General features: G+C 67.3%; 17 protein-coding genes and 1 tRNA gene. 12 read left to right on the forward strand and 6 right to left on the reverse strand.

The window, feature by feature from the left end; all coding sequences use genetic code 11:
• Window positions 1-3 precede the first annotated feature (3 nt).
• Both ASE67_RS15730 and ASE67_RS15735 read left to right on the forward strand, forming a co-directional pair.
• A complete protein-coding gene (locus tag ASE67_RS15730) occupies window positions 4-1,332 on the forward strand; it encodes a dihydrolipoamide acetyltransferase family protein (RefSeq protein ID WP_055763514.1) in 1,329 nt (442 codons plus the stop codon).
• A gap of 61 nt (window positions 1,333-1,393) precedes the next feature.
• Entirely contained in the window at window positions 1,394-2,101 is a 708-nt protein-coding gene (locus ASE67_RS15735) for a DUF4163 domain-containing protein (protein WP_055763516.1), read from the forward strand.
• 137 nt (window positions 2,102-2,238) lie between these two features.
• Here ASE67_RS15735 and ASE67_RS15740 read toward each other — a convergent pair whose 3' ends face one another.
• Entirely contained in the window at window positions 2,239-4,008 is a 1,770-nt protein-coding gene (locus tag ASE67_RS15740) for a DUF885 domain-containing protein (RefSeq protein ID WP_055763518.1), read from the reverse strand.
• Window positions 4,009-4,069: 61 nt separating this feature from the next.
• Window positions 4,070-4,732, reverse strand: a complete 663-nt coding sequence (locus ASE67_RS15745; RefSeq protein ID WP_055763520.1) for a uracil-DNA glycosylase — start codon at window positions 4,730-4,732, stop codon at window positions 4,070-4,072.
• Window positions 4,733-4,754: 22 nt separating this feature from the next.
• Here ASE67_RS15745 and folK point away from each other — a divergent pair, with 22 nt between their 5' ends.
• Window positions 4,755-5,231 (forward strand): 2-amino-4-hydroxy-6-hydroxymethyldihydropteridine diphosphokinase, encoded by a 477-nt coding sequence (gene folK / locus ASE67_RS15750; protein WP_055763522.1) that lies wholly within the window; start codon window positions 4,755-4,757, stop codon window positions 5,229-5,231.
• Between the two features lie 15 nt (window positions 5,232-5,246).
• Window positions 5,247-5,322, forward strand: a tRNA-Lys gene (locus tag ASE67_RS15755).
• Between the two features lie 34 nt (window positions 5,323-5,356).
• On the opposite strand, the gene ASE67_RS15760 is transcribed toward ASE67_RS15755, so the two are convergent.
• On the reverse strand, window positions 5,357-5,890 hold the full coding sequence (locus ASE67_RS15760; RefSeq protein ID WP_055763524.1) for a DUF3617 domain-containing protein: 534 nt from the start codon (window positions 5,888-5,890) through the stop codon (window positions 5,357-5,359).
• Between the two features lie 62 nt (window positions 5,891-5,952).
• Here ASE67_RS15760 and ASE67_RS15765 point away from each other — a divergent pair, with 62 nt between their 5' ends.
• Window positions 5,953-6,675: a phosphatase PAP2 family protein gene (locus tag ASE67_RS15765; protein ID WP_055763527.1), complete on the forward strand. Its 723-nt coding sequence runs from the start codon at window positions 5,953-5,955 to the stop codon at window positions 6,673-6,675.
• A 33-nt stretch (window positions 6,676-6,708) separates the two neighbouring features.
• Window positions 6,709-7,161: a hypothetical protein gene (locus ASE67_RS15770; protein WP_055763529.1), complete on the forward strand. Its 453-nt coding sequence runs from the start codon at window positions 6,709-6,711 to the stop codon at window positions 7,159-7,161.
• A 272-nt stretch (window positions 7,162-7,433) separates the two neighbouring features.
• Here the strand turns inward: ASE67_RS15770 and rnc are convergent, their stop codons facing one another.
• Window positions 7,434-8,102: a ribonuclease III gene (gene rnc / locus ASE67_RS15775; protein WP_055763689.1), complete on the reverse strand. Its 669-nt coding sequence runs from the start codon at window positions 8,100-8,102 to the stop codon at window positions 7,434-7,436.
• Entirely contained in the window at window positions 8,099-8,938 is an 840-nt protein-coding gene (lepB, locus tag ASE67_RS15780) for a signal peptidase I (RefSeq protein ID WP_156348646.1), read from the reverse strand. The genes rnc and lepB overlap by 4 nt, the downstream gene beginning before the upstream one ends.
• A gap of 130 nt (window positions 8,939-9,068) precedes the next feature.
• On the opposite strand from lepB, the gene pgi reads away from it, so the two are divergent.
• On the forward strand, window positions 9,069-10,559 hold the full coding sequence (gene pgi, locus ASE67_RS15785; RefSeq protein ID WP_055763533.1) for a glucose-6-phosphate isomerase: 1,491 nt from the start codon (window positions 9,069-9,071) through the stop codon (window positions 10,557-10,559).
• A complete protein-coding gene (gorA, locus tag ASE67_RS15790; RefSeq protein WP_055763536.1) occupies window positions 10,556-11,905 on the forward strand; it encodes a glutathione-disulfide reductase in 1,350 nt (449 codons plus the stop codon). Before pgi ends, gorA begins: the two co-directional genes overlap by 4 nt.
• Window positions 11,906-12,030: 125 nt before the next feature.
• Here the strand turns inward: gorA and ASE67_RS15795 are convergent, their stop codons facing one another.
• Entirely contained in the window at window positions 12,031-13,296 is a 1,266-nt protein-coding gene (locus ASE67_RS15795; protein WP_055763537.1) for a dicarboxylate/amino acid:cation symporter, read from the reverse strand.
• A gap of 71 nt (window positions 13,297-13,367) precedes the next feature.
• Between ASE67_RS15795 and glmM the strand changes: the two genes are divergently transcribed.
• The 4 genes from glmM (at window position 13,368) to ASE67_RS15810 (ending at window position 16,802) form a co-directional block, all read left to right on the forward strand.
• Window positions 13,368-14,708, forward strand: a complete 1,341-nt coding sequence (gene glmM / locus ASE67_RS15800; RefSeq protein WP_055763539.1) for a phosphoglucosamine mutase — start codon at window positions 13,368-13,370, stop codon at window positions 14,706-14,708.
• On the forward strand, window positions 14,708-14,884 hold the full coding sequence (locus tag ASE67_RS17850; RefSeq protein ID WP_082457187.1) for a DUF1272 domain-containing protein: 177 nt from the start codon (window positions 14,708-14,710) through the stop codon (window positions 14,882-14,884). The genes glmM and ASE67_RS17850 overlap by 1 nt, the downstream gene beginning before the upstream one ends.
• Window positions 14,885-15,061: 177 nt before the next feature.
• A complete protein-coding gene (gene thiD / locus ASE67_RS15805; RefSeq protein WP_055763542.1) occupies window positions 15,062-16,216 on the forward strand; it encodes a bifunctional hydroxymethylpyrimidine kinase/phosphomethylpyrimidine kinase in 1,155 nt (384 codons plus the stop codon).
• Window positions 16,209-16,802: a ribonuclease HII gene (locus tag ASE67_RS15810; RefSeq protein ID WP_055763544.1), complete on the forward strand. Its 594-nt coding sequence runs from the start codon at window positions 16,209-16,211 to the stop codon at window positions 16,800-16,802. Before thiD ends, ASE67_RS15810 begins: the two co-directional genes overlap by 8 nt.
• Window positions 16,803-16,912 lie beyond the last annotated feature (110 nt).

Consider the following 16,912-nt stretch of genomic DNA (forward strand, 5'->3'; position numbering starts at 1 on the left):
GCCATGGCACGTTTCTCTTTCCGCCTGCCCGATATCGGCGAAGGCATTTCCGAAGCCGAGATCGTCGCCTGGCACGTCGCCATCGGCGACCGCGTCGAGGAAGACGGCCGTCTGGCCGACATGATGACCGACAAGGCAACGGTCGAAATGGAAAGCCCGGTTGCGGGCACCGTGGTCGAACTGGCGGGCGAACCGGGCGACCAGATCGCGATCGGGTCGACGCTGGTGGTGATCGAAACGGCTGAGGAGGTCGTGCAGCCGGCCGAGCCGGAGCGGGTAGAGGCGGAAAATCCGGGCGTCGAGGAAGCAGTAAATCCTCCCCGGGACGGGGAGGGGGACCAGCCTCAGGCTGGTGGAGGGGGCGTGCAGCCGGACGCAACGCCCGCAGCTGTCCCGCAGGAGGCCACCCCCCTCCACCATCCGGATGCGCCGGACGGTCCCCCTCCCCGCGAGCGGGGAGGAGTTCTGGCTTCCCCCGCCGTTCGCGCCCGCGCGGCCGACCTCGGCATCGACCTGTCCGCCGTCCACCACGACGGCCCGCATATCCGCCACGCCGATCTCGACGCGTACCTTCGCTACGGCAGCGGACAGGGTTATCGTGCCCCGAACGCCTCGCGTGCCCGCCCGGACGAAACCGTGAAGGTCATCGGCATGCGCCGTCGCATCGCCGAGAACATGGCAGCGGCCAAGCGCCACGTCCCGCACTTCACCTATGTCGAGGAAATCGACGTGACCGCGCTGGAGGCGATGCGTGCCGACCTGAACGCCGCGCGGGGCAATCGGCCGAAGCTGACCATGCTTCCGCTGCTGATCGTCGCCATCTGTCGCACGCTGCCCGATTTTCCAATGCTGAACGCGCGCTATGACGATGAGGCGGGTGTCGTGACCCGTTTCGGCAGCGTCCATCTGGGCATGGCGGCGCAGACCGATGCGGGCCTGATGGTGCCGGTCATCCGCGACGCGCAGGACATGAACCCGTGGCAGCTGGCGACCGAGATCGTCCGGCTGGCCGAAGCGGCGCGTACCGGCAAGGCGAAGTCGGAAGAGCTGTCGGGTGGCACGATCACCGTCACCTCGCTCGGGCCGCTGGGCGGGATCGCCACCACGCCGGTCATCAACCGTCCCGAGGTCGCGATCATCGGCCCGAACCGCATCGTCGAGCGCCCGGTATTCCGCGCGCGGGCCGGCGGTGGCGAGGAGATCGTGAAGGCCAAGCTGATGAACCTGTCGATCAGCTGTGACCACCGCGTCGTCGACGGCCATGACGCCGCCAGCTATGTCCAGGCGTTGAAGCGGCTGATCGAAACGCCGGTGCTGTTGTTCGCCGACTGACCCGTTGGTCAGCGCGCGTACAGCCTCCCGGCGGCAGGAATGCCGGATGGGAGGCTGTACGATGACGCGAATGATCTTATTGGGGCTGGCACTGGCGGCGTCTGCGGCATCGGCGCAGGCACCGCGGACATCGGCGAACTATGATTTCGTCTATACCTATCCGTCCCAGGCCGCTCGCATCGCGCCGCTAAAGGCGTGGCTCGACGCGGACAAGGCCAAGCTGCGCGCAAAGGTCGCGGGCGAGGCGGCGGCGTTCCGGCGTGAGACGCAGCGCGACGGATCGCCCTTCCGCAAATATGATGCGTCGAAGGAATGGCAAGTCGTCGCGGACACGCCGCGTTTCCTGAGCCTGTCGGTGGCTACCTATGACTATTCGGGCGGGGCGCATGGCTATGGCGCATCCGGCGGGCTGTTGTGGGACAAGCGGGCGGCAAAGCGGATCGAGCCGAAGGCGGTGTTCGTGTCTGTTGCCGGGCTGGACGCGGCGCTACGCAAACCCTGGTGCGACTGGCTGAAGCGCGAGCGGGTAAACCGGTTGGGCTCCGCGTCCGGCACCGACGATATCTTCGGTCAGTGTCCACGGGTGAAAGAACTGGCCGTGCTGCTGGGATCATCGAGCGGCAAGGGGTTCGATCGGATCGGCCTGATCGCCGATCAATATGTCGCCGGCTCCTATGCCGAGGGGCCGTATGAAGTGACCTTGCCCGTGACACCGGCGGTGCTGCGCGCGGTGAAGCCGGAATATCGCGCGGCATTCGTGGTCCGGTAGGTCCTCCCCGGCACGGGGAGGGGGACCAGCGTAGCTGGTGGAGGGGGGTAGCCGCGCAACGCAACCGTGCCGTATGTGGACAACCCCCTCCACCACCGCTTCGCGGCGGTCCCCCTCCCCGCGGAGCGGGGAGGATTTTATGTGATCGCTTCGCTGAACATCAATGCCCGCACGAATCGCACCGGTGGCGATCCGTGGCTGATTGCCGCGTCGTTGTAGCGCATCAGGTCGAACTTGCCGCCCGCCCGGCGCTGCGCCTCGCGGCGCATGTCCATATGTTCGCTATAGCCGACGAAATAGCTGAGCAGCTGCGTCGATCCCAGTCGGGCGCGGGTCCATTTGCCGGCCGCCTCGCGCTCCTGCTGGAACGCGCCTTCCATCATCAGCTTCATCGCCTGCGCTTCGGTCAGCCCTTCGGTATGGATGCCGATGTCGAGCAGGGTGTTGGTGATCGACCGCATCCGCATCTTCAGCACGGTCAGCTTGAACAGGGGATCGCCGTCCAGATAATCGGCATCGGCCATCATACCTTCGGCATAGACCGCCCAGCCTTCGACGAACGGCCCCGACGACAGCACCGCGCGCAGAACCGACTTGTTTTCGTTGCTGTGCGCGATCTGGAGGTAATGGCCCGGCATCGCTTCGTGGATCGACAGGTCGTGGATCATGAAGTCGTTATATTCGCGCAGGAACGAGGTCGCCTGCGCCTCGGTCCAGTCCGCCGGGATCGGCGACACGGCATAAAAGGTGCCGAGATTCTTTTCGAGCGGCCCCGGACTGTCGCAATAGGCGACCGACACGCCCTGCTGGAACTTGGGCATCTCGATGATCTGGACCGGCGTGGTCGGCACGCGCACCAGCTTCTTTTCGCGGACGAAGGCAGTGGCGGTTTCCAGCGTCGAGCGGGCCTTGGCCATCACCTGCGATCGGGTAGGGCGGCGGGCGTAGCTCATCTCCAGCGCGGCCTCGATCGCCTTTTGCTGCTGGGCGGACGTTGGTTTCGCCGGGGTCGGCGGCGCCTTGGGCCGGCCGCGCAGCACGAGGCGGGCAAGGCCGTACATCTCCGCCCGCGTGTCGGCGGCGGCCTTTACCGCGCGCGCCTTGATCTCGGTGCGTGACAGGGGGGAGAGCAGGGCGAACTTCACCTTCTGGTCGTACAGTTCGGGGCTGAGGCGGAAATCGCCCTTGGCCGCCGGGACCAGCACGGTGTCGAGCCAGCGCTGCTGCTCGGCGGTCGCGGTCTTCAACGTGGCGACGGCGCGATCGAACCGCGCGCGATCGGCACGGCCGAGCGTTGCGCGGTGCGGGGCCAGCATCGTGTCGACGATCTGCAGCACGCCCGCATTCTGCTTGGCAACAGTGGTCGCATAGATTGCGGGCACGCGTTCGGGCACGATGCTCTCGCGCATCTGCGCAAACATCGCGGGCACCTGTTCCATCCGCTTCGTCGCCGAGCGCAGCCGCTGTGGCCACGGGGCGAAGTCGCGGGCGGCCAGCGCGTACAGCCCGCCGGAGATGGTGCCCGCCGCCCCCTGCGGGTCCCAGGCGAAGGGCTGCAGCACCTCCAGCGTCCACAACTGATACCGCAGGTCGTTGTCGAGCAGCGCGGCATCGACCTGATCGTCGCGCGACAGCGATGCGCGCGGGATCGCCTCCAGCTCGCTTAGCGTCGTGCGCAGGAACGCCGCATCGCGTTCGCGCCCGGCGGCGGACAGGTCCTCGACCTGATCGTCATAGCTATGGTTGCCAAGTGCCGTGGCATAGCCCGGATGCAGCCGCGCCATGCCGTCGAGATAGCGTTTCGACAACCGCGCGAAATCACCTGCCGGGCCGCTTTGCGCCAGTGCCGAGAAACTGCCGGCGAGCGGCGCGAGCGCCATCAGCGCGACGAAATGGCGACGATACATTCGAAATTCCCCCAAGGTCCGTGGCACAGGCTATCGCGGTCGTGGCGCGGTACAAGCGGATTCAATCGGCCCCGCGCAGTTCGAACGCGCGCGCGAACACCGCCGCGAACATCTCGGGCGTCAGTCGCCCGGTATTCTGGTTGTAACGCGAGCAGTGGAAGCTATCGATCAGCACGATCCCGCTCGGCATCCGATGTTCCGCCAGATGCGCGAACCGGGCCTTGGGCAGGCGCCCACCCAGCGCCTTCACCGCCGACTGGTGCGCGATCGCACCCAGCGCGACGACGACGCGTAGCGACGGCATCGCCGACAGGTCGGCGTCGAGGAACGGACGGCAGGTGCGGATTTCCTCGGGCATCGGCTTGTTTTCGGGCGGCAGGCAGCGGACGGCGTTGATGACCGCGATCCCCCTGGGCACCGGCGCATCGTCGACCTTGCCGGTATAGATTCCTTCGGCAAGGCCCGCTTCGATCAGCGTGTTCCAGAATAACGGCCCCGATCGGTCGCCGGTAAAGGGGCGGCCGGTGCGATTGGCCCCCTGTAGGCCTGGCGCCAGGCCGATGATCGCCAGCCATGGATCGGCATCGGCCAGCGGGGCGACCGGGGCATTCCACCAGCTGGGATGCTCGATGCGCAGGCTCTCGCGCAGTTCGACGAGGCGCGGGCAAAGCGTGCAGTCGGGGGAGGGATTGGCGGCGGTGTCGGTGGGGGTAGCGATTTCCATCCGCAGCCGATAGGCGCAGCCGATGGCGACCTCAACCTATGCGATTGCGATCGGATCGAACCGTTGGGGCCGGCATGGCAATCCGACCGCCGAAGTGCGCGCCGCCATCGCCGCGCTGCACGGCGTGCGCGCCGTCGCGCCGATCATGGCCAGCGCGCCGCTGGGGCCGTCGCTCAGGCGCTATGCGAACACCGTGCTGTTGTTGGATACGTCGCTGTCGCCGCCCGATATGCTCGCGCAGTTGAAGGCCATCGAGCGCAACTTCGGCCGACGGCGGGGGCGACGCTGGGGATCGCGGGTGATCGATCTCGACATCATCCTGTGGTCGGGGGGCAGCTGGCAGGGCCCAGGTCTGTGTGTGCCGCATGTTGCGTTTCGCGAGCGGATGTTCGTGTTACGCCCGCTGCGCCATGTCGCGCCCGACTGGCGCGATCCGGTGTCAGGGCGAACGATCCGCCAGTTGCACCAACTGGTTGACCGCGCCCGTCCGCGGGATTAGGGGCGGGGGCTTCGTGGGCCCGTAGCTCAGTTGGTAGAGCAACGGACTTTTAATCTGTAGGTCTCGGGTTCGAATCCCGACGGGCTCACCACCTCCGCACCGCCGGGATTCCCTAGCGTTCGCCGTTACTTGGCGTCGCAGTCGCCGATGCGCTTCGCCTCGACATGGACCTTTTGCGACATCGCCGTCTTGCCGGTCATTTCCATCTGCTGATCGGTCGTGAAGCTGGTCGGGGTGAAGGTGCCGGTGGTCTTGCCCTTCATCTGCATTTCGCCGGGCAGCTTGCAGCTGACGTCGCTCTCGATCTTGCCGCCGGCGAAGCTGTTGCTGGTGACGGTGCAGTCCGCGCCGGACTGCTTCAGCATTTCTTCAGGCCCCTTGGCCGCCTGTTCGGGCGTGATGCAGACGCTGGCGGTCTGTGCCGGCGGGTTGGCGGGCATTCCGGCGGGCATGTTCGCCATCTTCAGGTCGCTGACCTGCGTGCGGACCTCCCACTTGCCGGCTTCCAGCTTCGGCGTCTCCGCGCCTGATCCGGTTTCGGAGGACACGACTTCACCGGTCGCGGAATTGCTGGTCAGGGTGGTCGAGCCGGTCTTCTGGTCGCCGCACGCCGACAGCGCCAGTGCGCCCAGCGCCACCAGAGGGATCAGTTTCTTCACGCATCGCACTCCTGCTATGGTTTTCGGGCGACACTTTATCGCGCTCCCGCGTTGCGACAGGCATGAGCGACACCCTTCGTCCTGAACCCCGCCCGTCCCGTCGCGTTCCGTGGAGCATCATCGGCATCGCCGCCGCCGGCTTCGTCCTGCTGGCGCTGTTCCTCCTCGCCGACCGGGTGGTGGAGGGGGGCAGTTTCGCGTTCGACCGGCGGCTGTTGCTGGCGCTGCGCGGGACCGATGGCGCACCGGTCGCGTCCGAGAAGTTCACGTCGATGGTTCGCGACATCACGGCGCTCGGCAGTACGACCGTTCTGACCATCCTCGTCGTCTTCGTCGCGTTGCTGCTGGCCAGTGCCGGGCGGTGGCGGACGGGTGTGTTGATCGCGGCTGCGTGCGCCAGCGGCAGTTGGGCCAATGTCCTGTTCAAGCATGCCATCGCCCGCACGCGCCCCGACCTGGTCCCGCACCTGATGGCGGAGACATCGAACAGTTTCCCGAGCGGTCATGCCGCCAATTCGGCGATCGTCTATCTGACGCTGGCGACGCTCGCCTGGCCGCTGCTGCGCCAGCCGGCGGCGCGCGGCTTTGCCATGGGCGCGGCGGTGCTGCTGGTCGTCGCGATCGGGGTCAGCCGGGTCTATCTGGGCGTACACTGGCCGAGCGACGTGCTGGCGGGATGGCTGTTCGGCGCGCTGTGGGCGATCGGATGGTGGCGGATCGAATTGCGTGTGCTCGCGCGGTCGGTAACGACGGAAACCTTTGCGAGCGGCCGCAGGGCGAGGTAGCGTTAGCGCAAACAACGACATGTGGAGGGATGGATGACGGCGAAATTCGCGTTGGCGATGGCAGCGTTGCTGGTGGGTGCAGGCAGCGCGCAGGCGCAGATCGCGCCGGTCGGCGGCGCGCCGAGCAGCTCGCCCAATTCCGAGGACACGACGCACAGTGTCAACAACGACCGCGACCAGCAATTCGCGCTCGACAAGATTCGCGACGAAGCCGGCACGACGGTCGATGCCCGCGCGTCGCGCCGCAGCTCCAGGACCATCGTCGCGGCGACCGCCGCCGACCTGACCGTGGGTGCATCGGTGTTCGACAAGACCGGCGTGGCGCTGGGTACGATCGAGGCGGTGAAGCCCGAGGGCGTGCAGCTGCTGGCGGGCAGTTCGCGGGCGATGGTGCCGGCGGAGGTGTTTGGTAAGGTGCGCGGGAAGCTGGTGCTGAATGTCACCAAGGCCGAATTTACGCAGCAGACCGGGGCCGGTGCCCGCTGACGGCGTTAGGGTGACGCCAGCGAGGGTCGGAATCTGGTGATGCAGGCACGGGCCGGTTCCGTCGGTCAGGGGAGGGTGGTGAGTGCTCTAAGCTCCTAGGAAGCGCCGTGTACCCCCGCGCAGGCGGGGGGGCAGAGTAACGGCAGGACAGCGTTCGTGGCCCTGGATCCCCGCCTGCGCGGGGATACGGTCTTGCGTCCTTTAGATCGGTTGCTCGACGATATCGTATTGGGCCACGCGGGCGCGGAGATACCCGCACCGGGAAGCGCGTCCTACCCGCCCAGCTGGGCCAGCAATGCCTGTGCCGCGAGCGTTTCCGCTTCCTGCTTCGACGTGCCTGTCGCTTCGGCGGGGGCGAGCTTGCCGATGGTCACGCGCACGGTGAAGCGCGGGGCGTGGCCGGGGCCGCTCTTGTCGACGATCGCATATTCGGGCGGGCGGCGGTTGTTGGCGGCGGCCCATTCCTGCAGCGCGGATTTGGGATGGCGCGGCACGCGAAGCTGCGCGTCGATCCGCGACCCCCACAGGTCGCGCACCAGCGTGCGCGCGGCGTCATGGCCGTGATCGAGATAGAAGGCACCGATCAGCGCCTCCATCACGTCCCCCAGCACATTGTCGCTGTTGCCCGCACCGTCGTCGCGCGCCTGCTTGCCGAGCTTGAGGTGGGGTACCACGCCGATGCCGCGCGCGATCTCCGCACACACCGCGCCGGTCACCAGCGCGTTGAACCGTTTCGACAGCGCCCCTTCGCTTTCGGAAGGGAAGCGATCGTAGAGCCATTCGGCGACGGCGAGGCCCAGCACGCGGTCGCCGAGGAATTCGAGCCGCTCGTAGGTCGCGCGGGCGGTGCTGCCATGGGTCAGCGCGCGGGCGTAGTCGTCGATCCGGGTGGGGGCGCGGCCCAGTGCCTGCGCGACCCAGCCATGCAGGGTGTCGCTCAGAAGCCTTCCCCGACCCGGTGCCACCGCGCGGCCGAGACCCAGGTCCACGGCAGCAGCCACTGTGCCGAGCCATCGGTCGAGAAGAAATTCACGACGGCCTTGCCCTCGATATTCTCCAGCGGAACGATGCCGATGCCGCCGCCTTCGCGGGCCGGGAAGCGGCTGTCGGCGCTGTCGTCGCGATTGTCGCCCATCAGGAACGCGTGGCCGGCGGGCACGGTGAACACGCCGGTATCGTCGGCTTCGGTCGTGCCGAGGTCTAGGACGTTGTAGCTCTTGCCGTTCGGCAGCGTCTCGCGGAACTGCGGATAGGCGCAGACCGGCTGGTTCGCGACGACCTTCTGGAAGCTGTAGTCGCAGTCGGTGTTGGGCGACACCGGCGCGATCCAGTCGGCGACGCGCTGCTTCGGGATCGCCTTGCCGTTCAGGAACAGCTGTCCGCCGCGCATCTGTACCGTATCGCCGGGGATGCCGATGACGCGCTTGATATAGTCTTGGCGTGCGGCCGGCGGCGCCTTGAACACCACCACGTCACCGCGCGCGGGCGTGCGCGGCAGGATGCGGCCGGGGATCAGCGGGATGCCCCATGGCAGCGAATAGCGCGAATAGCCGTAGTTCCATTTGGTGATGAACAGATAGTCGCCGATCATCAGCCGCGGCTGCATCGACCCCGAGGGGATTGAGAAGGGCGAGAACAGGAATGACCGGATGATGAACACCACGATGGCGAGCTTCAGCAGGAAGACCATCAGGTCGGCCCCCTCCGAACGCTTCGGCTTGGAGGCGGGCGCGGGCGGAGTCGGCGTGGGGGTTGCCGGTACGGGGTCGAGAGCCATGAGGTGAGCCATGCGTGCGCCGGGGCGAGGCGTCAAGCGCGTTGGACGCGATCTTGGCTGGACCTCCCCCCGGTCCGCGCTCTAGGGCGGCTGCATCCTAACCGACGACAGCACGAGGGACGATATGGCGATGCAGGACTGGTCCGCGATCGAGGGGCTTGGCAGCTCGAAGCTCACCGAATTGTTCGCGAACGATCCCGACCGGCTGAGCAAGCTGACCGTCGATGTCGCGGGGGTGCATTTCGATTTCGCCAAGACGCATCTCGACGATGCCGCGATCGCGGCGTTCACCGGCCTTGCCAGCACGATGGAACTGGCCGCCAAGCGCGATGCGCTGTTTTCAGGCGCGGTGGTCAATGTGACCGAAGGCCGCGCCGCGACCCACACGGCGGAACGCGGCGAGGGCAATCCGGACGACGTGGCGCAGGCGCGCGCGTTCCAGTCGCGGATGCGGCAGGTGATCGACGCGATCGAGGCGGATGCGTTCGGCCCCGTCCGCCACATCCTGCACGTCGGCATCGGTGGGTCGGCGCTCGGCCCCGACCTGATCTTCGACGCGCTGGGCCGTGACGAGGACAAGTACGACGTCGCGATCGTGTCGAACGTCGACGGCGTGGCGATGGAAGAGGCGTTGAAGGGCTTCGATCCGGCCGCCACGCTGCTGGTCGTCGCGTCCAAGACCTTCACCACGACCGAGACGATGCTGAACGCCGAATCGGCGATGGCGTGGATGCGCGAGGGCGGGGTCGACGATCCGTTCGGCCGGGTGATCGCGCTGACCGCGTCGCCCGACAAGGCGGTGGAATGGGGCGTCGACGAAACCCGCGTGCTGCCGTTCGCCGAGTCGGTCGGCGGGCGCTACTCACTGTGGTCGACGCTCGGGTTCCCGTTCGCGCTGGCGCTGGGCTTTGCGGCCTATGAGGAGTTGCTGGAGGGTGCGGCCGAGATGGACCGCCACTTCCGCCTGACCGAGCCGGCGAAGAATGCGCCGGTGCTGGCTGCCTTTGCCGATCTGTATTATTCGCAGGTCCGTGGCCTCGAGACACGGGCGACCTTTGCCTATGACGAGCGGCTGCGGTTGCTGCCGTCCTATCTCCAGCAGCTGGAGATGGAATCGAACGGCAAGTCGGTTACGGCGGCGGGCGAGCCGCTGGGGCGCAATTCGGCGGCGATCACCTGGGGCGGGGTCGGCACTGATGCGCAGCACGCGGTGTTCCAGTTGCTGCACCAGGGCACGCGGATCGTGCCGCTGGAATTCGTCGCGGTCGTCGAGGCTGGTGATACGCTCGACCCGGCGCATCACCGGCAGCTGCTGCTCAACGCCTTTGCACAGGGTGCGGCGCTGATGGCGGGGAAGGCGAATGCCGATCCGGCGCGGGCCTATGCCGGCGACCGGCCGTCGTCGACGATCCTGTTGCAGGACCTCGACCCGCGCACGCTGGGCGCGCTGATCGCCTTCTATGAGGCGCGCGTGTTCGTGAACGCGGCGCTGCTCGGCATCAATCCGTTCGATCAGTTCGGCGTCGAACTGGGCAAGGAAATGGCGAAGGCAGCCGATGCGGGCGGTCAGACGTTCGATGCGTCGACCAACGACCTTCTGGCACGGGCAGGACTTGCATGAGCGATTACGATTACGACCTCTTCGTCATCGGTGCGGGATCGGGCGGCACCCGCGCCGCCCGCGTTTCGGCGGCGCATGGTGCGAAGGTGGCGGTGGCGGAGGAATATCGCGTCGGCGGGACCTGCGTCATTCGCGGCTGCGTGCCCAAGAAGCTGCTGGTGTACGGCGCGCACTTTGCCGAGGATTTGCGCGATGCGAAGGCGTTCGGCTGGGACGTGCCGCCGCAATGCGACTTCAGCTGGCCGCGGCTGCGCGACAATGTGCTGTCCGAGGTCGACCGGATCAACGGCGCCTATACGGCCACGCTGGAGAATCACGGCGTCGACATCATCCACGAGCGCGCGGTCGTAACCGGCCCGCATTCGGTGAAGCTGGCGAGCGGACGCGAGGTGACGGCCGAACGTATCCTGATCGCGGTCGGCGCACGGCCGGCGGTGCCGTCATGCCCCGGTGCGGAACATGGCATTACCTCGAACGAGGCGTTCCATCTGGACGCGATCCCGAAGCGCATCCTGATCGCGGGCGCGGGCTATATCGCCAATGAATTCGCGGGCGTGTTCCACCAGTTCGGCGCGCACGTCATCCTCATCAACCGCAGCGACGTGATCCTGCGCGGGTATGACGAGTCGATCCGCGATCGGCTGCTGCAGATTTCGATGACGAAGGGCATCGAGTTCCGCTTCCACGCCGAGTTCGAGGGGATCGAGAAGGGCGACGATGGCTGCCTGACCGTCAAGATGTCGGGGCATGAACCGGTGACGGTCGACATGGTGATGTTCGCGACCGGCCGCGTGCCCAATACCGACGGGCTGGGGCTGGAAAGCGCCGGCGTCACGCTGGACGACAAGGGCGCGGTGCAGGTCGACGACAAGGCGCAGTCGTCGTGCCCGTCGATCTATGCGGTGGGCGACGTAACTAACCGCGTGCAGCTGACCCCGGTCGCGATCCGTGAAGGCCAGGCGTTCGCCGACCGCACCTATGGCGGCAAGGACGTGACGCTCGATTACGAGAACATTCCCTCTGCGGTGTTCAGCCATCCGCCGATGGCGGGCGTCGGCATGACCGAGGGCGAGGCGAAGTCGAAGCTGGGATCGGTCAAGGTCTACCTGTCCGATTTCCGCCCGATGAAGAATGTGCTGGCCGGCCGCAATGAACGCGCGCTCTACAAGATGATCTGCGAGGAGACGACCGGGCGGATCGTCGGCCTGCACATGATCGGGCCCGACGCGCCGGAAATCCTGCAGGCGGCGGCGATCGCGGTGAAGGCCGGCCTGACGAAGGACGCGTTCGACCAGACGGTCGCGCTGCATCCGACGATGGCCGAAGAGCTGGTGTTGATGCGGTAGTTTTCGATCCTCCCCGGCACGGGGAGGGGGACCATGCGCAGCATGGTGGAGGGGGATCGCGGCGCAACGCTACGGTTCCGTATGCGGACAACCCCCTCCACCACCGTTCCGGTGCCGGGGCGGATCTAGGCGTCGCGCAAGATCACATCCGCCTCGCTCGTCGCCGATCCGCCGACCCTTTCGCCGATCGTCGCGGTCACCGCTACGTTCATCGTCACGTTGCCCAGCGTGCGGACGATATCCGGCAGCGTCTCGACCGCGACCAGCAGCGCCAGTGGTTCGACCGGCACACCCATCGCCACCGCGATCGGGGCGATCGAGGAGACGAAGCTGATCTGTCCAGGCAGGCTGGCCGCGCCCATCGTCGTGATCGCGCCGGCCGCGATCCCCGCCGCGATCTGTCCGGCACCCAGCGGCACGCCGAAGACATGGGCGACATACAGCGCGACGCCCAGATTCATCGCCGGCCCCGTCGCGCGGAACAGCGCCACCGCCATCGGCAGCACCACGCCCGACGTCGCCACCGGCACCCCGACATCGCCCGCGCCCTTCAGCATCGCCGGCAGCGAGGCGAGCGAGCTCTGCGTCGAGATCGCCACTGCCTGCGCCGGGGCGGTTGCCTTCAGAAAACGGCCGATCGGCACGCGTCCACCGAAGCGCGCGAGTGGATAGGCGAGCAGCCAGATGCCGAGGCCCACGCTCATCAGCACGAGCACATAATGGATCAGCGCGCCGAACGCCGCCGTGCCCGCCCGCGCGCCGACGACATAGCCGAGCGCAAACACGCCGATCGGACCCAGCCACAGCACCCAGTTGATGACGATCAGCATCGTGTCGGCGATCGCCTGGAACAACCGCACCAGCACGCTGCGATTGTCCTGCGGCAACCGGGTCAGCGCAAAGCCGAAGACGAGGGTAAACAGGATCAACGGCAGGAACTGGTCATTCGCCGCCGCCGATACCGGATTGGTCGGCACGATCGCGACGAGGAAGTCGGTGAACGGTGGGACCTTTGCCGCCGGGGCGGCAGTGCCGAAGGTCGAGCGCAGCGCTTCGGCGGCAGTGGTTCCCAAGGGAAACAGGTCGAGCAGAGTCAGCGTGAACAGGGCCCCCAGCGCCGAAGACGTCCACAGGATCACGATAAACAGGAGCAGCGATCGGGTGGCGATCCGCCCGGCGCGCGCGGCCTCCGCCGTCTGGGCGATACCGGTGATGAGCAAAGCGACGACCAGCGGCACGATCGTCATGCGCAGCGCGTTCAGCCACGCGGTGCCGATCGGTTCGGCGATGGCGATGCCCGACACGGCCGTATCGGGCGACTGTCCCGCCAGCACCACCCCCAGCGCAAGCCCCGCACCCAATCCCGCCAAAATTCGTGTCGCCTGCGACATGCTCGCCCTTTTAATAAAGTGGCGGTAATACCCCGCCCAACCGAACGCTCAACCTGAAGGCGTATGTAACGATGGCAAGGAAATATTTCGGCACCGACGGGATTCGTGGCCTGACCAATACCAAGCCGATGACCGCCGAGATGGCGATGCGGATCGGCATGGCCGCGGGCGCGCACTTCCGCCGGGGCGATCACCGCCACCGCGTGGTGATCGGCAAGGACACGCGCCTGTCGGGTTATATGCTCGAAAATGCGATGGTCGCGGGCTTCACGTCGGTGGGCATGGACGTGGTGCTGGTCGGGCCGCTGCCGACGCCGGCGGTCGCGATGCTGACCCATTCAATGCGCGCCGACATGGGCGTAATGATCTCCGCCAGCCACAACCCGTATCATGACAATGGCATCAAGCTGTTCGGGCCGGACGGGTACAAGCTGTCCGATGCCGACGAACTGGCGATCGAGGAACTGATCGACAGCGAGATCGAACTGTCGGCGCCGGGCGACATCGGCCGCGCCAACCGGATCGAGGATGCGCGCGGACGCTATATCCACTTCGCCAAGTCGACCTTCCCCGAAAACCTACGGCTCGACGGCATGAAGCTGGTCGTCGATTGCGCGAACGGCGCGGCGTACAACGTCGCCCCGTCGGCGCTGTGGGAGCTGGGCGCGGAGGTCATCGCGATCGGCGTGACGCCCAATGGCAAGAACATCAACGACCGCGTCGGGTCGACCGCGCCGCAGACGCTGTCGGAAACCGTCGTCGCATCGGGCGCGCAGGTCGGGATCGCGCTGGACGGCGATGCCGACCGGCTGATCGTGGTCGATGAGGCGGGCAAGGTGATCGACGGCGATCAGTTGATGGCGACGATCGCCGCCAGCTGGGCACGCGCCGGGCGGCTGAAGGGCGGGGGGCTCGTCGCCACCGTTATGTCGAACCTGGGGCTGGAACGGCATCTGGCGGCGCAGGGGCTGGGCCTCGTCCGCACCGCCGTGGGCGACCGCCATGTCCTCGAAAAGATGCGCAGCGCCGGGTATAATGTCGGCGGCGAACAGTCGGGGCATATCATCCTGTCCGACTATGCGACGACCGGCGACGGCCTGGTCGCGGCGTTGCAGGTGCTGGCCGAGATCAAGCGCGCCGGGGCGCCGGCGAGCGAGGTGTTGCACCGCTTCGACCCGCTGCCGCAGTTGCTGAAGAATGTGCGCTTCGCCGGGGGCAAGCCGCTCGACGATCCGCGGGTCAAGGACGTCGTGGCCGGCGTCGAGGCGGAACTGGCCGGGCGCGGGCGGCTGGTGCTGCGCGCATCGGGGACCGAGCCGGTGATCCGCGTGATGGCCGAGGGCGAGGATGCCGGTCATGTCGAACAGGTCGTCGATCGCATCTGTGATGCGGTGCGGCAGGCGGCGGCCTGATGCTGGCGATGAAGGCTGCGTGCGAGCGGTGTGACGCACCGCTGCCGGCGGCGGCGCATGGCGCGTTCATCTGTTCGCTGGAGGATACGTTCTGCGCCGATTGTGCGGACGAGCTGGACGAGGTCTGCCCGAAGTGTCTGGGCGAGCTGGTGGATCGCCCGACCCGCCGCAAATAGATCCTCCCCGGCACGGGGAGGGGGACCAGCCGCAGGCTGGCGGAGGATGGGTGTCCCCATACGGAACGGTTGCATTGCGCGGCGAACCCCCTCCACCATCCGCTGCGCGGACGGTCCCCCTCCCCACCATGTGGGGAGGAGCTTGTAGCGTCCGCATCGCGCGGCTAACCCCACCCCATGACCATATCCCGTATCCTGATCGTCGCCGGTTCCGATTCCGGCGGGGGCGCCGGTATCCAGGCAGATATCAAGACCGCGACGATGCTGGGCGCGCATGCGATGACCGCGATCACGGCGGTCACTGCGCAGAACACGCTGGGCGTCGATGCCGTCCACCCGATCCCGACCGACATGGTGATGGCGCAGATCGACGCGGTGGTGCGCGATATCGGCGTCGATGCGGTGAAGATCGGGATGATCGGATCGGCACGTACCGCGCACGCGTTGGCCGACCGGTTGCGCGACCTGCCCGGCATACCGGTGGTGTTCGATCCGGTGATGATTTCGACCAGCGGCGCGCGGCTGGCGGATGAAGCCACGGTCGCGGCGTTCGAGCGGTTGATGGCGGTGGCCACGGTGGCGACGCCGAACCTGCCCGAACTGGCGGCGCTGGGCGGGGTCGGCCCGATCCTCGAGCGCGGTTGCGCCGTGCTGGAAAAGGGTGGCCATGGCACGGGCGAGGTGTTGGTCGACCGGCTGCATCAGCGCGGGCCCGGTGCTGCGCCGCTGATCGAATGGTCCAGCCCCCGCATCGACGGTATGGCGACGCATGGCACCGGCTGCACCCTGTCAACCGCGATCGCGTGCGAACTGGCCAAGGAATGGACGCTGGTCGAGGCGATCGGCCGGGCGCGCAGCTTCGTGCGGATCGCGATGCTGGATGCCGAGGAACTGGGCCGCGGCGCGGGGCCGATGGCGCAGCAGGGGGTGCGGCTGGACCTCAACCAGTCGCGCTGGTCGCCGATGCTGAACCAGGTGACGGTGCCGGCCAGCGACGTGCCGGCGAGCGAGCATTTCTACCGCCTGCTCGGCCTCAAGACGATCGTGCGCTCCAGCCGCCGCTATGCCCGGTTCGAGAGCGAGGGCGGGGCGACCTTCTCGATCGAGATGACCGAGGAGCGCAAGGTCCCGGCGGTCTATTTCGAGGTCGGCGACCTGAACGTGGTGGTCCATTATCTGAAAGGGCAGGGGCTGTCGTTCGCGCAGGAGCCGATCGATCGCCCCTGGGGCTGGCGCGAGGCGCGGCTGTTCGATCCCGCGGGCAACGAAGTGTGTCTGTACCAGGCGGGCGAGATGCGGCGCTTCCCACCGTGGCGCATCGCCGATGCCTGATTTCAGCCACGAGGCCCGCTATGCCGGGCCGGTGGCGGGAGTGGACGAGGTTGGGCGCGGGCCGCTGGCCGGGCCGGTGGTCGCCGCCGCCGTCATCCTCGATCGCGACTGCGTGCCCGAGGGGCTGAACGACTCCAAGCAGCTGAGCGCGAAGCGCCGCGCCGTGCTGCACGCGCGGTTGCTGGAATGCGCCACGGTCGGGGTCGGCATCGCCAGCGTCGAGGAGATCGACCGGCTGAACATCCTGTGGGCGACGATGCTGGCGATGGAGCGTGCGGTCGACGCGCTGGGGATCGCACCGGCCAAGGTGCTGGTCGATGGCAATCGTTGCCCGAACTGGGGATATTCGGGCGTCGCGGTGGTCGGCGGCGACGCGATCAGCCTGTCGATCGCCGCTGCGTCGATCGTCGCCAAGGAAACGCGCGATGCGATGATGATCGCGGCGGATCGGGAGTATCCGGGGTACGGCTGGGCATCGAACAAGGGCTATGGCGCGAAGGTGCATCTGGAGGGCCTGAGGACGTTGGGGGTGACCCCGCTGCACCGGCGGAGCTTCGCACCGGTCGCGCAAGCACTGCTTCTCTGAATTCCTTTCCGTGTCTGGCAGGAATTGCGACGAACCGAGTGTTACCAGATATGGAGTCTGTAGCGGCCCGGTACGCTCAATATCTGCGATGCGGCGACTCGATTCGTCGC

The organism is Sphingomonas sp. Leaf23, from assembly GCF_001421585.1.
GTDB lineage: Bacteria > Pseudomonadota > Alphaproteobacteria > Sphingomonadales > Sphingomonadaceae > Sphingomonas.

Excerpts from the sequence above, each read along its gene's own strand:
- ASE67_RS15730 (WP_055763514.1), top strand. The coding sequence starts at position 4 with ATGGCACGTTTCTCTTTCCGCCTGCCCGATATCGGCGAAGGCATTTCC.
- ASE67_RS15735 (WP_055763516.1), top strand. The coding sequence starts at position 1,394 with ATGACGCGAATGATCTTATTGGGGCTGGCACTGGCGGCGTCTGCGGCA.
- ASE67_RS15740 (WP_055763518.1), bottom strand. The coding sequence starts at position 4,008 with ATGTATCGTCGCCATTTCGTCGCGCTGATGGCGCTCGCGCCGCTCGCC.
- ASE67_RS15745 (WP_055763520.1), bottom strand. The coding sequence starts at position 4,732 with ATGGAAATCGCTACCCCCACCGACACCGCCGCCAATCCCTCCCCCGAC.
- folK (WP_055763522.1), top strand. The coding sequence starts at position 4,755 with ATGGCGACCTCAACCTATGCGATTGCGATCGGATCGAACCGTTGGGGC.
- ASE67_RS15765 (WP_055763527.1), top strand. The coding sequence starts at position 5,953 with ATGAGCGACACCCTTCGTCCTGAACCCCGCCCGTCCCGTCGCGTTCCG.
- ASE67_RS15770 (WP_055763529.1), top strand. The coding sequence starts at position 6,709 with ATGACGGCGAAATTCGCGTTGGCGATGGCAGCGTTGCTGGTGGGTGCA.
- lepB (WP_156348646.1), bottom strand. The coding sequence starts at position 8,938 with ATGGCTCTCGACCCCGTACCGGCAACCCCCACGCCGACTCCGCCCGCG.
- pgi (WP_055763533.1), top strand. The coding sequence starts at position 9,069 with ATGCAGGACTGGTCCGCGATCGAGGGGCTTGGCAGCTCGAAGCTCACC.
- gorA (WP_055763536.1), top strand. The coding sequence starts at position 10,556 with ATGAGCGATTACGATTACGACCTCTTCGTCATCGGTGCGGGATCGGGC.
- ASE67_RS15795 (WP_055763537.1), bottom strand. The coding sequence starts at position 13,296 with ATGTCGCAGGCGACACGAATTTTGGCGGGATTGGGTGCGGGGCTTGCG.
- glmM (WP_055763539.1), top strand. The coding sequence starts at position 13,368 with ATGGCAAGGAAATATTTCGGCACCGACGGGATTCGTGGCCTGACCAAT.
- ASE67_RS17850 (WP_082457187.1), top strand. The coding sequence starts at position 14,708 with ATGCTGGCGATGAAGGCTGCGTGCGAGCGGTGTGACGCACCGCTGCCG.
- thiD (WP_055763542.1), top strand. The coding sequence starts at position 15,062 with ATGACCATATCCCGTATCCTGATCGTCGCCGGTTCCGATTCCGGCGGG.
- ASE67_RS15810 (WP_055763544.1), top strand. The coding sequence starts at position 16,209 with ATGCCTGATTTCAGCCACGAGGCCCGCTATGCCGGGCCGGTGGCGGGA.